Annotated in this window: 11 protein-coding genes and 1 tRNA gene; 8 read left to right on the top strand and 4 right to left on the bottom strand. The window is 44.0% G+C overall.

Features of this window, described 5'->3' with window-relative positions; genetic code table 11:
* Window positions 1–61 precede the first annotated feature (61 nt).
* On the top strand, window positions 62–3,970 hold the full coding sequence (gene purL / locus TAO_RS05600) for a phosphoribosylformylglycinamidine synthase (RefSeq protein WP_096527000.1): 3,909 nt from the start codon (window positions 62–64) through the stop codon (window positions 3,968–3,970).
* 4 nt (window positions 3,971–3,974) lie between these two features.
* Here purL and TAO_RS05595 read toward each other — a convergent pair whose 3' ends face one another.
* Complete coding sequence (locus TAO_RS05595; RefSeq protein WP_096526999.1) at window positions 3,975–4,523, bottom strand: Smr/MutS family protein; 549 nt, start codon at window positions 4,521–4,523, stop codon at window positions 3,975–3,977.
* Between the two features lie 106 nt (window positions 4,524–4,629).
* On the opposite strand from TAO_RS05595, the gene TAO_RS05590 reads away from it, so the two are divergent.
* Together TAO_RS05590 and TAO_RS05585 are read left to right on the top strand one after the other, a co-directional pair.
* Window positions 4,630–6,636, top strand: a complete 2,007-nt coding sequence (locus TAO_RS05590; RefSeq protein ID WP_096526998.1) for a sodium-translocating pyrophosphatase — start codon at window positions 4,630–4,632, stop codon at window positions 6,634–6,636.
* A gap of 40 nt (window positions 6,637–6,676) precedes the next feature.
* Window positions 6,677–6,752, top strand: a tRNA-Thr gene (locus TAO_RS05585).
* Window positions 6,753–6,827: 75 nt separating this feature from the next.
* Here TAO_RS05585 and TAO_RS05580 read toward each other — a convergent pair.
* Window positions 6,828–8,030 (bottom strand): PEP-CTERM sorting domain-containing protein, encoded by a 1,203-nt coding sequence (locus TAO_RS05580; RefSeq protein ID WP_172419066.1) that lies wholly within the window; start codon window positions 8,028–8,030, stop codon window positions 6,828–6,830.
* A gap of 336 nt (window positions 8,031–8,366) precedes the next feature.
* On the opposite strand from TAO_RS05580, the gene TAO_RS09560 reads away from it, so the two are divergent.
* The gene (locus tag TAO_RS09560; protein ID WP_145955146.1) at window positions 8,367–8,591 is read left to right on the top strand and encodes a hypothetical protein; all 225 of its coding nucleotides are present in this window, start codon (window positions 8,367–8,369) and stop codon (window positions 8,589–8,591) included.
* Window positions 8,592–8,625: 34 nt separating this feature from the next.
* Here the strand turns inward: TAO_RS09560 and TAO_RS05575 are convergent, their stop codons facing one another.
* Window positions 8,626–10,029, bottom strand: coding sequence for an OprO/OprP family phosphate-selective porin (locus TAO_RS05575; protein ID WP_096526996.1), 1,404 nt, complete (start codon window positions 10,027–10,029; stop codon window positions 8,626–8,628).
* Between the two features lie 495 nt (window positions 10,030–10,524).
* Window positions 10,525–11,859, bottom strand: coding sequence for an OprO/OprP family phosphate-selective porin (locus tag TAO_RS05570; RefSeq protein WP_172419065.1), 1,335 nt, complete (start codon window positions 11,857–11,859; stop codon window positions 10,525–10,527).
* Between the two features lie 310 nt (window positions 11,860–12,169).
* On the opposite strand from TAO_RS05570, the gene TAO_RS05565 reads away from it, so the two are divergent.
* The 4 genes from TAO_RS05565 to apaG are packed head-to-tail and all read left to right on the top strand — an operon-like array spanning window position 12,170 to window position 14,607.
* On the top strand, window positions 12,170–12,421 hold the full coding sequence (locus TAO_RS05565) for a DUF4342 domain-containing protein (RefSeq protein WP_096526994.1): 252 nt from the start codon (window positions 12,170–12,172) through the stop codon (window positions 12,419–12,421).
* A gap of 29 nt (window positions 12,422–12,450) precedes the next feature.
* Entirely contained in the window at window positions 12,451–13,179 is a 729-nt protein-coding gene (gene pgl / locus TAO_RS05560; RefSeq protein ID WP_096526993.1) for a 6-phosphogluconolactonase, read from the top strand.
* Window positions 13,176–14,195, top strand: coding sequence for a glucokinase (locus TAO_RS05555; RefSeq protein WP_096526992.1), 1,020 nt, complete (start codon window positions 13,176–13,178; stop codon window positions 14,193–14,195). Before pgl ends, TAO_RS05555 begins: the two co-directional genes overlap by 4 nt.
* On the top strand, window positions 14,182–14,607 hold the full coding sequence (gene apaG, locus TAO_RS05550) for a Co2+/Mg2+ efflux protein ApaG (protein ID WP_096526991.1): 426 nt from the start codon (window positions 14,182–14,184) through the stop codon (window positions 14,605–14,607). Before TAO_RS05555 ends, apaG begins: the two co-directional genes overlap by 14 nt.
* The last annotated feature ends 10 nt before the right edge of the window (window positions 14,608–14,617 follow it).

The raw sequence follows: 14,617 nt of genomic DNA, 5'->3' as shown, positions 1-14,617 counted from the left end.
ATGAGTACAGTATCATGCCCATTGATAAGAAAATTGTCCAGATATTAAATATATAATAAATATGCTACAGTTATATGGCCAGTCGGCCTTATCTTCTTTTCAGCTTCAAAGACTGCGCGCTCGATTGTCTGCTATAAAGCTAGAAGTGACTGTTATTGAAGCCAATAATATTTACTTTGTAGATCTAAGCCGGCTCCTTACCTTGAAAGAGATAAGAGCGCTAGAGCATCTTATGGAGGCTAGCGCCGATCCCATTCAAAGAGATATTGAGGAGAGTAACCAACTGCTGGTTGTGCCTCGCTTAGGGACTATTTCCCCTTGGTCAAGCAAGGCTACCGATATTGCCCATCTTTGTGGTTTACAAGCTATCAAGCGATTGGAAAAAGGAATAGTTTATCGATTCCAGATGGATAAAGAGGGCTTTCTTTCAGCTGCTGAACGGAAAATCCTTGTGTCTTTGATCCATGATCCTATGACGGAAAAAGTGCTTGATCAGATGAATGAAGCTCAACGTCTTTTTTATCAGCAGGAGCCTACCCCTTTGGCTATCGTAGATATCTTGAGCGATGATGGAGCGGCTTTAATCCAAGCTAACCATCAAATGGGATTAGCTTTAGCTGAAAATGAGATGAGTTATTTGTTAGAAAGTTTCCGCGCTTTAGGACGTAACCCTACTGACGTGGAATTGATGATGTTTGCCCAAGCCAACTCCGAGCATTGCCGTCACAAAATTTTTAATGCGTGCTGGATTGTAGATGGTGAGACGCAGGAATATAGTTTATTGGACATGATTCGTCATACCTATAAATGCCATCCAGAGAATATCCTCTCGGCTTATCGAGATAATGCTGCTGTTATTGCTGGATCTAAAGTACCTCATTTTATGACTGGGGTAGCGGGTACTCCAAACTATAGTTACTGGGAAGAGGCACGCCATTTGCTCATAAAAGTGGAAACCCATAATCATCCGACGGCCATTGCTCCTTTTGCAGGAGCTGCTACTGGGGCTGGGGGTGAAATTAGGGATGAGGGGGCAACTGGGCGCGGAGGGAAACCAAAAGCAGGACTCGTTGGATTTACAGTTTCTAATCTTCGTATTCCTGATTTCGAGCAGCCTTGGGAAGGTAATTATGGTAAGCCTCACTGGATTGCTTCAGCGCTAGATATCATTATCACAGCACCTATTGGGGCTGCTGCATTTAACAATGAATTTGGACGGCCTAATCTGTGTGGCTATTTTCGCACCTATGAAGAACAAGTACTTGGCCCTAACGGCTGGGAACTGCGAGGCTACCATAAGCCGATTATGATTGCGGGTGGCTTAGGTAATATTCGCTCTGAGCAGGTAAAAAAAGAGGCTTTATCATCGGGTACTTCTTTGGTGGTTATAGGAGGACCGGCGATGTTGATTGGGCTAGGAGGGGGGGCCGCCTCTAGTTTAGCTTCCGGAGAAAGTGAGGAAGTATTAGATTTCGCATCAGTACAGCGAAGCAACCCAGAGATGCAGCGTCGCTGCCAAGAGGTGATTGATCGTTGTGCGGCGCTCACAGAGGATAACCCCATTCTTTCTATCCATGATGTTGGTGCTGGAGGGCTTTCCAATGCTTTACCAGAGCTAGTGCATGATAGTCACCAAGGAGGATGGTTTAAACTGCGTGCTATTCCCAATGATGAGACGGGTCTTTCGCCTATGGAGATCTGGTGTAATGAAGCTCAAGAGCGCTATGTTTTGGCGATTGATCGAAATCGTTTGGCCTTATTCCAAGCCTTGTGTGAGCGGGAACGATGCCCTTGGGCGGTAGTGGGTGAAGTGGCTGATAAAGCCCAGCTAGTCGTCGAAGATAGTTATTTTAATAACTTGCCAATAGAGATTCCTATGGATCTTCTCTTTGGTAATCCTCCAAAGCTGCTTAAACAAGTTCAAAGCCTATTTTTTCAGCCACCAGTATTTAAATACAAAGATATTTCACTATCACAGGCTGCAGAGCGAATACTACGTTTACCTGCAGTAGCCAGTAAGGGGTTTTTGATTACTATCGGTGATCGTTCCATCACCGGCCTAGTGGTTAGGGATCAAATGGTAGGTTCTTGGCAGGTTCCGGTAGCAGATTGCGCGGTCACTTTATCCAGCTATTGCGCTTATGCGGGTGAAGCGATGGCTATGGGAGAGCGGCCTGCTATTGCCCTTATTCATCCCGCAGCTTCAGGGCGTATGGCTATTGGGGAGGCGATTACTAATATTGCCAGTGCCCGCATTCAATCTTTAAAAGAGATAAAGTTATCAGCGAACTGGATGGCAGCCTGCGGCCATCCCCATGAAGATTGGGCTTTACTAGATACAGTAAAAGCTGTAGCAATGGATTTTTGCCCGCAGCTAGGGATTACTATTCCTGTGGGGAAAGACTCTCTATCCATGAAGACAGTTTGGAAAGAGAGCGATGAAGAGCGGGTAATGCGGGCTCCTTTGTCTTTGATTATTAGCTCTTTCGCTCCAGTGCTTGATGTTCGTCAATCATTGACTCCTCAATTACGCACTGATGTAGGTGAGACTACCTTAATTTTTATTGATTTAGGTCAAGGTAAAAATCGTCTTGGCGGAACGGCTTTTGCTCAAGTTTATAATCAGCTTGGCCATTGCCCTCCTGATGTTGATGATCCTCAGCTATTGATTCAATTTTTCTCCGCTATTCAGGAGCTTAATACTTATGGTTTGCTATTAGCCTACCATGATCGCTCTGATGGTGGGTTATTTGTAACGCTTTGCGAGATGGCTTTTGCTGCTCATTGTGGCATTCGGGTACAGCTAGACGCTTTAGGTGCGGATGATCTTTTAGCGGCGCTTTTTAATGAAGAGCTTGGGGCGATAATTCAAGTGCGAAGCTGCGATGAGCAACGGGTGCTTATCCGTTTTCGTGAGGCTGATCTAGGGAGTTACTGTTACGCCATAGGTAGTTTAGATCCTCAAGATCAGATTTGTTTTTCTTTCCATGGCCGAAAAGTGCTAGAAGAGAGCCGAATTTATTATCAACGGCTATGGTCAGAGACCAGCTATCGATTACAGTCCCTACGGGATAATCCTGAGTGCGCTCAGCAGGAATTTGATGCCCTGCTAGATCACCGCAACCCAGGTTTGAATGCTGCTCTTACTTTTGATCCCGCAGAGAATATTGCGGCACCTTTTATTGTAGCCGGTGCTCGCCCTTTAGTCGCAATTTTAAGAGAACAAGGAGTCAATGGCCATATCGAAATGGCGGCTGCTTTTGATCGGGCAGGTTTTATGGCTGTTGATGTCCATATGAGTGATATTTTAGCTAAGCGTGTAAGTTTAGCTGATTTTAAAGGCTTGGTGGCTTGCGGTGGATTTTCCTATGGGGATGTACTGGGAGCCGGCCGTGGTTGGGCAAACACTATCTTGATGAATTCGCTTGCTTACGATGAGTTTGCTAGTTTTTTCTCTCGTCAGGATAGTTTTGCTCTAGGGGTATGTAATGGTTGTCAAATGTTTTCCAACCTGCGAGACCTGATTCCAGGTACTGTCTTATGGCCAATATTTATAGCTAATAAGTCAGGGCAATTTGAGGCGCGCTTAGTAATGGTGGAGGTATTAGACTCTCCTTCTCTATTTTTACAGGGTATGCAAGGTTCCCATATCCCTATTGTGGTTGCTCATGGAGAAGGACAGGCGTATTTCTCTAAGGGTAAATCTATAGAAGATATTTTAACTTCTCGGATGATAGCGCTGCGTTTTATTGATAATTATGGTCAGTCTACTGAGTATTACCCCTTTAACCCTAATGGTTCCCTTGGAGGGGTTACTGGCCTTACTAACGATGATGGCCGTTTTACTATCATGATGCCCCATCCTGAGCGGGTATGTTTAAGTATTCAGCACTCTTGGCATCCCCAAGATTGGAGTGAGGAGGGTCCGTGGTTACGGATGTTTCGCAATGCTCGCTACTGGGTGGGTTAAAGGACTATTTAGATCGCCTAAGTAACACGTAAACAGCACCTGTGCCACCGTCTGTGGATAGGGCTGAGCAAAAAGCCAGCACGTCTCCCCGCTGCTGAAGCCAACTATTGACTTTCCTTTTCAGGATAGGCTCTTTGTGATAAGATCCCCGCCCTTTCCCATGGATAATGCGTACGCTGCGAATATTCCTTTTTTCACATTCACCCAAGAAGCTAGCAAGTGCATAGCGCGCTGTGGGAACATTCATACCATGTAAATCTAACTCAGCAGAGATGCTAAATTTTCCTTGGCGCAAGTGGTGTAATAAGCGCTTTTGTAACTCAGGCCGAAGATAGAGAAGTTCATCGCCTGTTTCTATTTCTGCTGATTGAAATACATCGGACATCATATCTTGAATGACTAAGCAATCATCTAATTGCCGTTGTTTAGGTATAGGGGGTAGGTGCCGGTGAAAGGGTAGGATTTTATCCTGTTTTAGCGGTAACACATCTCTTACTGCGTCTTGAAATAGCGCTCTGTCATTAGCAGAGATGGGCCTTTTTTTAGAGATCATGAATAGAATTGAGTATTACTATATTTAACATCTAGCTATATACTAGCTTCTGCTTTTAGGTCAATGTAGTATTTTATCAATTTGAGTACAAATCTGGGAGAAACTAATGTTGGTCGCCTATCTAATCCCACCTCTATTAGGGGGGCTAGGGCTTTATGCTGCATACCGTTTGTTTAAGATAATCATGGGGCGGTTTGGTGGCGAGGGTCAAATTGCTGAAATCGCGGAGCAAATTCAGCTCGGAGCAATGGTATTTCTTAGGCGCGAATATATCATTTTGGGGATTTTTTCTGCCATTGTCCTAGTGCTTTTCTATATTTATTTGGGTTTAAGTACAGCTTTTGCTTTTTTTGCGGGAGCGCTATGCTCTGCAATAGCGGGTTACGCGGGTATGTATGCAGCGACTAGAGCCAATGTGCGTACTACCCTAGCGGCTCATCAAGAGGGAGCAGCTACTGCTTTAACCATTGCTTTCTTTGGTGGTTCTATTATGGGTCTGACAGTGGCCTCTATGGGACTTTTAGGGCTGGGTATTCTCTATCTTTTGTTCGGCGGTAATCCGGAAACGGCCCATGTCATTCATGGATTTGGGGTAGGGGCTTCCTCAGTGGCTTTATTCTCCCGTGTAGGCGGGGGTATCTATACGAAGAGTGCCGATGTAGGGGCGGATTTGGTAGGTAAAATTGAAGCTGGAATCCCAGAAGATGATCCGCGTAATCCAGGAGTCATTGCGGATAATGTAGGGGATAATGTAGGCGATGTCGCCGGTATGGGATCTGATATTTTCGAATCCTATTGCGGAGCCATGATTGCTGTTATTGCGATTGGGGCAACCCTAACCCTTCCAGAGATTAAGCAACTAGGAGGTAATCAAGGTGGATTAATGTTTCTTCCCTTAGCGTTATCTTCTGCTGGGCTGTTATGTTCAATGGGGGGAATATTTCTAGTTCATCATTTCTCTGGTAAATCTCCACAGGTAGCCCTGCGTTTTGGCACTATGGGTGCCTCTATTTCGTTTATTTTAGTGGCGTACTTAGTTATCTTGATTGATGGCGTAAATACTCAAGTATGGACTGCTGTTATTGCGGGCGCGATTGGTGGAATCATTATTGGGTTGGTGACAGAATATTATACAAATGGGGCGCCAGTCCGTAAGATTGCGCATTCCGGAGAAACAGGGCCGGCTACAGTCATTATTTCAGGATTATCTGTTGGTATGCAGTCGGTAGCAGTGCCTTTATTGACAATTGCTGGGATTATTTTCTTTGCTAGTCAGGCTGCTGGTCTCTATGGGGTGGGAATTGCTGCTGTAGGTATGTTAGCGACTGTAGGTATTACTATGGCTATTGACGCTTACGGACCTGTTGCGGATAATGCCGGCGGTATTGCGGAGATGGCAAACATGGGACCAGAAACTAGAAAGATTACCGATTCTCTAGATGAGTTAGGTAATACAACCGCAGCTATTGGGAAAGGATTTGCTATTGGTGCGGCAGCCTTAGCAGCACTCACCATTATTACCGCTTATGTCCATACTGTGGGTAATAAAAACCCCGAGTTTTTGTTAAACCTTAATGACCCGCAAGTGCTGATAGGTATGTTTATTGGGGGCATTATTCCATTTCTCATTGGCGCTATTACCATGACTGCTGTAGGTGATGCGGCCTTTGATATGATAAAAGAGATTCGCCGCCAATTTAAAGAAATACCTGGGCTTTTAGAAGGTAGCGGAAAACCTGATACCGCTCGTTGCATAGATATTGCGACTACAGCTGCTTTGAAGCGAATGATTTTTCCCGGAGTGATAGCCATGTCTGCCCCGATTATTGTTGGCTTTGGGTTAGGGCCTGAAGCTTTAGGGGGCATGCTAGGGGGCGCTCTATTAGGTTGTGTGTTGTTAGCGTTGACAATGGCCAATGCTGGAGGGGCTTGGGATAATGCGAAGAAATTTGTAGAAAAAGGCAATTTAGGCGGTAAAGGATCGGATGTCCATAAAGCCTGCGTAGTAGGTGATACTGTAGGAGATCCCTTTAAGGATACTTCAGGCCCTTCTATGAATATCCTGATTAATGTGATGGCTATTGTCAGTCTGACAATAGCTCCTTTGCTATAATATAAAAGTTAATACTTAGTAAGGATAGAGAGAATATTTTGCCGGAGTAGCTCAGTTGGTAGAGCAGGGCATTCGTAATGCCAAGGTCGTAGGTTCGACTCCTATCTCCGGCACCACTTGAAGTGAGAAGGGCAACCCAAGTGGGCTGCCCTTTTTACTCCCTTCCTCGATGTGCGTGGATAGGAGTTCGTTCAAACGATAACGATACGCTGGAACAGGTTCGGCGGCAGCAAGGTCTTGCGCGACTCGGCGTGCCGGTCGAACTCAATCATATCGTATCCGGCTCGGTCGAATGGATAACCCACTGATATTGCATAGCGGTCTTGGATGTCAAGCAATCTGCAATGTACCTTCAAATGGACGGATTCATGCAGGCGTTGACGCCTCCAAGCAAAAAAAGCCAGCCCCACCAGACCGGTGCCGAGCAGCAGCACCGAGGATGGCTCGGGTGCGGACACGATGGGGCTTGGGCTTGCTGCAAAGCCGATCGTGTTGCCGTTCGCTGCGGCGGTATAGAACCCCACGATATGGCCAGAATCGTTGATGCCGTTGGCGGTTACCGATGTTGACCCGAAGGGATCTAGCGTTGTGAAAGCGCCACCACGATCAAGGAAACCGAGCGTATTGCCGTTCGCTGCGGTATAAGTCCCGACGATATTACCCATATTGTTGATCCCGAGGGCCTGCGTGGATGTGGACCCTGGAAACTGGAAGGATGAGATATTGCCACCTGTATCTATGAAACCCGAGAAATTGCCGGCGGCATTCTGGTAAAAACCGACCACCGTGCCGGCGTTGTTCACGCCGGTTGCTTGGCTGTTAAAGTTCGCTGGCAGCAAGGCGTTGACGTTAGTAAGTTTCCCGTCGCCGAAGGTGAAGGCCTGCTGGTGCGTCAATCCAGCGGGATCGGTGGACGAATAGCCGGCGATCTCATTGCCGGACTGGTTGATGCCAAGCAATTGATTGAACACAAAGCCAGGCTGATTGATGGTGGTGAATGCGCCGCCAGCTATCTTTTCAAAGCCGCTGGTGGTTCCAACCGCCGGATTGGTGACATAAAACCCCACGGTATCCCCCGCGCCGTCAATACCGACCACTTGGGTAAAGAATGTGGAGGGCGGCGGGGAGGAATTGGGGAAGTTCTCCCGCATGAAATTGCCCGGAGCGAACGGCGCGGCTGTCTGGAATCCATCAAAGTTCGTTGCATTCCCATAGCCGACGATGGCATTGCTGTTGTTAATCCCAAGCGCCTGCGTGAAGGTTGGGTTTGCGGGATCGACGATGTTGGTGATCCTGGTTATGCTGAACGATGTGGGTGTCGCGTACGCGGTGTCCGCCGCAACTGCCAGCAGCCCGCTTAAACCAAGCACGGTTATAATTTTTTTTCTGTTCATATCTTTAATCCTCTTCATAATAGACGTGAACTAGTCATGTTCTTTATCGCCCCAAAAACTATTGCCGTAGACGGTGCTAGCGGACGTTTTCCCTCTACACCTGTGCCAGACGTTTGTCAAGACGCAGATCTATTCTCTTTGTGCAAGTTATAAGTGTCCCCTTTTTTGAAGATGAGGAGACGGGCATGGAGATGGGGATGTCGCAGCGTGAGGTGGAACGGGTCGGCGTGATCGCCGAGGTACTGGGGTGGGGCTGTTGTGCTGGCAGGTCAAGCGGCTAGTACGTAACTGGTATGCGGAGGTGGATGCTAAGGTTGTGTAGAAGCTCACAATTCAGTGTGTCAAGCTCGGCCTGCAAGCGCGCGCCCGACACCGTCGAGCGGTATTCGTTTATCAGCTGGGAAGGTGCGTACCTTGGCGCTCATGAAGCGTCATACAAGGGGCGACCGTATGATTCGGATGAAACTACTGTACGTTAAGGATTCGGAATGCGCCCTGACGCTGTATTGCTGGCTGCCTAATGTGCTTAGCGTACGATTTCGTGAGGTGCCTCCTATTTAAACAAGTAAAATAGGATCTAGGTTTTTCTAAAAATTTAAAAAGCGAACTGTAATCGCGACATAAGCAGTCGTTCTGTTGGCATATCTCTAGAAGTCGCTCCACCCCAGAAATACGCTTCTTCATACTCTAGCATCACTTTTGTTCTGCGCATGAGGTACCAGTTAATACCTACCGCCCAAGCTTTAACGCTGTGGGCATTTTTAGTTGGATTGGCAAATACTGGGAAAGCGTTTGAATCTATATAGAATTCATTATAGCGGGCCTTGATCTCTAATGCGCCCCAGGCTCCTCGAGTAGGATCAAATTTTCTCTGAGGTGTGACTCCTTCGTAAGAGGGATTCTCTCCAGTGATTACATAGGAAGAGGCCAGCTGCCAAGCTTGATTGTGTATAGTGTTTAGATCAGATTTTTTTTGGACTTCTTGGGAATTATAGGCATATTCTCCCAATAGGCTGAAAGATTTCCAAGAGTAGTATAGCTGTGGTGAGATGATAAGGCGCTCTCCAGCGGCCATAACGTCTTTGTCATAGGTGAAAAAATTGATTACTCCCTCTCCTCCATTAGGGATTTTAAATTTAGCCAGCTTTCCTTGAGTGCTTCCATAGCTGCTTCCAACGCCAATTCCAAGACCCCTAAGCCAGCTTATTGAGTGATTAAGAAAAGGATGGGTGAAAATCCTAGCATCAAACTCCTTGCCACTGTTTTGGTCGATGTCGGTGGTGTTGGTATTATCCGGCGCACCGGTAAAGAATGTGCCGATTTGGTAAGTGAGTCGTTTTAATAGCATATCGCCATATAGCTGTATGCCAATATCTCGATTGGGAATTAGATTACTGGGTAAGCCTCGTTCCATAAATAAAGTATCTTGAGCTGACTGTAATCTCTCAAGCCCTACAGGTGGTTTGAATTTGCCGATTTGTATTTGGAACTGCGGCCAGTAATTAAAGGTTAGGTAATCATCAAGTAGATAGTTTGTTTTTCCTTGCCCAAAATCTGGCATAAATTTGAATTCAATGTGCCGGAACAAGGTGCCTCTGATGATGGGTCGGACGCGCCTGAACTCTAAGATATTTGGGGTATTGTTATCAAAGAAGAAACGGCCATCTGTCTGAAAATTAAGACCTAGCTTGATTTCAAAGGCATGGTCAGTGGATCGTAAGAAGAATCCGCTATTCTCCTCAAAACCAATAGTGGGTGTTTTCTGTATTTTTTGCTGGATGGGTTCTTGTTTAGCTTTTTGAGATTGTTCTGTAATCTGGTTTTTTTGTATTTCTTTTTTTGGATAACCGCCTAAAGATTGAGTTTCAGCCCAGGACGTTTTATTTATAAGTAGAATGAATATAGCTGATACTTGAAAGCTTTTTATCATCGCCTTGAAAGTGAAATACTTAAGGTATTTGTGGTCGATAGTGATTTTCTTCAATTGGCCGAGAGACATATCAAGCTCCTTGAGAATTCAGGATTTACAGTCTTTCGGTATTGTTTTATATGAAATTTATATATAAATAAAAATTATTATTTTATATTTAAATATAAAATAATATTATATAGAGGATGGCTATTTCTTTGCTAAGATTGGAAGGGTATGGTCAAGAAATAAATTACTTACTATGAATGGGCTGAAAGATATCTAGTAGCCTGATTAATCTTAGTTTTTTAGGCGGGATTTGTTCTCTAGTTTTTATTAGAATTATTTAAAAAAAGTAATACTTACTGTTTTATAAGATGTCTTATACTTTTGGCTTCTATAGAGTAGAAGAGCAGATAGGTAAGGTAATAAGCGACTGTAGTTTATAGCTACTTTTTATAGAAAGGCTAATATGAGTTGGTGTCAATTCACAGTAGGGGCTATAGCAGGTGAAGTATTTTTGTTTTTTTACCCTAGCGTTTTTGGTAATTGGAATACTGATTAGGAAAGAGGATAGTTAGAAATTTAAAAAGCAAACTGTAATCGTGCCATAATCAGTCGCTCTGAGGGCATATCTCCAGTGATGGCCCCCCCTTTAAAATATCCCTGTTGATATTCTAGCTCAGTTTCAATATTGGGAGTTAAGTACCAATTAATACCTACTGTCCATGATTTGGCGCTGTGGGCGCTTTTAATTGGATTAGCAAATACTGGGAAAGCGCCTCGATCTATATAGAGTTCATCATAACGGGCTTTGATTTCGAATGCCCCCCAAGCTCCTTGAGCTGGGTTAATTGATTGCCGTGGCCTTACCCTTTTAAGATAAACAGTTTTCTCTCCAGTAAGCACATAGGAGGCTGCTAGCTGCCAAGCTCGATAACCTATAGTACCTAAATTATTTTTGCTTTGTACTTCCCGTGAGCTATAAATATAATCCCCCAATAGGCGGAAAGATTTCCAAGTGTAGTATAGTTGCGGTGTGATTATATAGCGCTCGCCAGCGGATATAACGCCTTTGTTATAAGTGAAAAAATTAATGCCACCCACACCTTGGGAAGGAATTCGAAGACTAGAGAGCGCTCCTCGAATATCCCCATAGCTACCTGCGATCCCGACTCCTAGCCCTTTTAGCCAGTTTGTTGAGTGATTAATGAATGGATGACTAAATACCCGAGCAATAAAATCTATGCCGTCTGCTTCCTCAAGGTCAGTGACAGGGGTATTGTCCCGCGCTCCCCTAAAGAGGCCAAGATGATACTCTAGGCGATTTTCCAGCGCATCACCATAAAACTGAGCGCCGATATTTCGGTTATAAACCAGATCACTGGGTAAGCCTCGTTCTATAAATAAAGTCTCTGAGGCAGGTTGTTGCATTTCTAGCCCCAAAGGGGGTCTGAACTTACCTGCTTGTATCCGGAATTGTGGCCAGTAATTAAATCCTAGATAACCATCAGCAAATATTTTTCGATTTTGCCCAACATCTGGTGCAAGCCTAAAGTTAAAGTATCGGAATAAAATTCCTTCAATAATAGGGCGAGCACGTCTGAGCTCTTCAAGATTGGGAGTATTGTGATCTAAGAAGAATCGACCGTCCATCTCAAGGGTAATACCGAATCTAACTTTAAAGGCCTCGTCAGCTGAGCGTATTACAATGCCATTTTCTCCTACGCTTATAGTTGAAGTTTTTGGGGTTGATTGTTGGGTAGATTCTCGATAAGGTTTTTTAATTTGCTCTTTAGTTTGATTTTTTTGCGCTTTTTCTTTTAAGTGCTCTTCTATGAATAGATCTCTAGACCAAGATACTTTGCTCACAGATAGAATGAACACAACTAGCCATTGAAATTTTTTCATCCTTGTCATAGGAACAGAATCTTTAAAGAGATTGTAGTAAGTTGTAAATCTTATATCGGGTATTGGCATGAATTTCTAAAATCTAAAAATTTAGAAATCAGCCTTATCTTTATTTAATATAAAAACAAATAATAATTATTTGTTTTTATATTAAATAATATGCTGATTGAATGGCGGTTTCATTGCTAAAATGACTGAATCCAAATGGAATAGTTTTTATCTCTATGGCCCATGATAAGTAGGGATTCAGTGTATATTGTTTTAATTGGGAGCTGGATAGCAATCATTTAGAAAATTAGTGAGATAGGCAATAAATCAGATGGAAAAATCTAAAGAAAAATATGAAGAGTTTTTAAGTTTTGCAAAAGAACTGACTAAAAGAAGCAATCTACATCGTTTAGTTATTTATAAATCTAATAGTAAGGTTTTTATGGAGGTACCACTAACCGCAGGTGCTGTCGCAGGTGGGATGTTTTTATTTTTTACTCCAACCTTATTAGCAATTGGAGCTTTGGTTGCCTTATTTAAACAAATGAGGGTAGAGATTGCCAGAGGTGATGATGACGAGTAGGCTATATTTTAAAATACAGGTAATTAGTTATGGATAAGATCCAAGTTTTTCTTACTAAATCTGCACTTTATCATGGGGCAGCGGAGTACTGGGGTAAAATTGCGAGGCTTGCTATCGAGCAAAGAGGGGCTTTCCATGTTGCCTTAGCAGGAGGCAATACCCCAAAGGGTTTATATCAATTGCTAGCAAGTGAGCCTTATGTGAGTCAAATAGACTGGAAGCGGGTTTATATCTACTTTGGGGATGAGCGTTACGTACCCATGGATCATCCCGATAGTAATTATCGTATGGCGCGAGAGTCTCTACTTGATTTAGTTCCTATCCCGCCACAGCAGATCTTGAGAATACAAACAGAATACCCAGATCCGAAGCTAGCGGCAGATAGCTATACGCAAATGTTAAAATCTTCCTTACCTGAAGGTGAGCATTTTGACCTTGTGCTGTTAGGAGTGGGTTCTGATGGTCATACGGCTTCATTGTTTCCTGGAACTTCCATATTAACGGAACGTAATCGCTTGGTGGCCGAAGTTTATGTAGAAAAATTAAATACTTGGCGCGTTAGTATTACCTATCCTGTAATTGAGAAGGCTCGCCAAGTTTTATTCCTTGTTGCGGGTATTGATAAGGCACCGGTAATTGCTTGTATATTATCCGAACCGCAAGGTAGAGATTTTCCAGCACAACGATTGCAGGCTGAAGGAGAGGTTCACTGGTACCTAGATACAGATGCAGCTCATGAGTGGGAGCACCAGAAATGAAAGTATTGGCGGCTGATATTGGGGGTACAAAGACCCTACTTCAGGTTGTAGATTGGCCGATAGGGATGGGTGATCGACGCGTTCTTGCAGACCGGCGTTATTCTAGTCGTGATTATTCAAGTTTTGATGATCTATTGCAGGTGTTTTTAGCTGAAATAGATAGAACAGTGGCTAATAGTTTGGCTAGCGCTTGTTTTGGTGTAGCAGGACCCATAGTAAAAGGGATAGCCAAAGCTACTAATCTTCCTTGGCAACTAGATTCAGATCACTTACAACAACAGTTTAATTTACCTCAGATAGCTTTGATCAATGATTTTCAGGCGCAAGGTTATGGTATTGAGTGCCTAAAACCAGATGATTTTGCCGTACTGCAGCTGGGGGAATCAGAGCAAAAAGCCCCTCAAGCCCTTATTGGCGCGGGTACAGGTCTTGGACAGGCATTATTAGTATGGCGAGAGGATTTAGAGCGTTATCAGGTTTTACCTACTGAAGGAGGTCATGTAGACTTTGCCCCTATGGGGGAGATGCAAATTGAATTACTGCGCTATCTTTCCCATAGCTTGGAGCATGTTTCTTATGAACATTTATTATCAGGTAATGGGCTAGTGAATATTTATCATTTTCTTAAAGAAAATGGTAAGGTAACTGAAAATCCTGCGCTAAGAATGGCCATAAATGAAAGCGATGATCCCCCGGCAGCAATTAGTAACTTTGCTTTGGAACGTGTAGATCCCTTGGCTAATCAAGCATTAAATTTATTTGCGCAAATCTATGGTGCACAAGCAGGTAATTTAGCGCTAACAAGTCTATCTCGGGGTGGAGTGTTTATAGGGGGCGGGATAGCACCAAAAATACTTAAACGATTACAAGGAGGCGATTTTATGAAAGCCTTTTTAAATAAAGGGCGATTGTCTGCTCTCTTACAGCAGATCCCAGTTAAAGTTATTCTAGAGCCAAAAGTTGGCTTATGGGGAGCTGCTCTAGTGGCAATGAGGTTAGCTCATGGAAAATCATAAGCTTATTATTTCAAATAATCCTCACTCTATGGAGAAGGTTACCCCTTACAAAATTACAGTGGAAGTGGAAACTGCTTTTATTGAGGAGCAATCCGATTCAGCGGCAGCTCGCTATGTATTTGCTTATACAATTACAATTCGTAATCAAGGAACTGTTGCTGTTACATTATTGGCTCGGCATTGGATAATTACTAATGGAGAAGGGCAGATAAGAGAGGTTCGAGGCCCAGGTGTCGTGGGAGAGCAGCCTCACCTTAAACCAGGTGAGCAATTTTGCTATACCAGTGGGGCTATGATTGAGACTCCAGTGGGCACTATGCAGGGTAGTTACAGCATGGTGACTGAAGATGGGGTGGCTTTTGAGGCTGAGATTGCTGCTTTCTCTTTAGCAATGCCAGGTTGTCTACATTGAGTTTATTATA

The sequence above is a fragment of the Candidatus Nitrosoglobus terrae genome (genome assembly GCF_002356115.1).
GTDB classification, from domain to species: Bacteria; Pseudomonadota; Gammaproteobacteria; order Nitrosococcales; family Nitrosococcaceae; genus Nitrosoglobus; species Nitrosoglobus terrae.
The sequence above is the reverse complement of the archived record's forward strand: the minus strand, read 5'-3'. Positions and strand labels throughout refer to the sequence as shown.

Coding starts and splice junctions, on each gene's coding strand:
- purL (WP_096527000.1), top strand. CDS start 62: ATGCTACAGTTATATGGCCAGTCGGCCTTATCTTCTTTTCAGCTTCAA.
- TAO_RS05595 (WP_096526999.1), bottom strand. CDS start 4,523: ATGATCTCTAAAAAAAGGCCCATCTCTGCTAATGACAGAGCGCTATTT.
- TAO_RS05590 (WP_096526998.1), top strand. CDS start 4,630: ATGTTGGTCGCCTATCTAATCCCACCTCTATTAGGGGGGCTAGGGCTT.
- TAO_RS05580 (WP_172419066.1), bottom strand. CDS start 8,030: ATGAACAGAAAAAAAATTATAACCGTGCTTGGTTTAAGCGGGCTGCTG.
- TAO_RS05575 (WP_096526996.1), bottom strand. CDS start 10,029: ATGTCTCTCGGCCAATTGAAGAAAATCACTATCGACCACAAATACCTT.
- TAO_RS05570 (WP_172419065.1), bottom strand. CDS start 11,859: ATGACAAGGATGAAAAAATTTCAATGGCTAGTTGTGTTCATTCTATCT.
- TAO_RS05565 (WP_096526994.1), top strand. CDS start 12,170: ATGGAAAAATCTAAAGAAAAATATGAAGAGTTTTTAAGTTTTGCAAAA.
- pgl (WP_096526993.1), top strand. CDS start 12,451: ATGGATAAGATCCAAGTTTTTCTTACTAAATCTGCACTTTATCATGGG.
- TAO_RS05555 (WP_096526992.1), top strand. CDS start 13,176: ATGAAAGTATTGGCGGCTGATATTGGGGGTACAAAGACCCTACTTCAG.
- apaG (WP_096526991.1), top strand. CDS start 14,182: ATGGAAAATCATAAGCTTATTATTTCAAATAATCCTCACTCTATGGAG.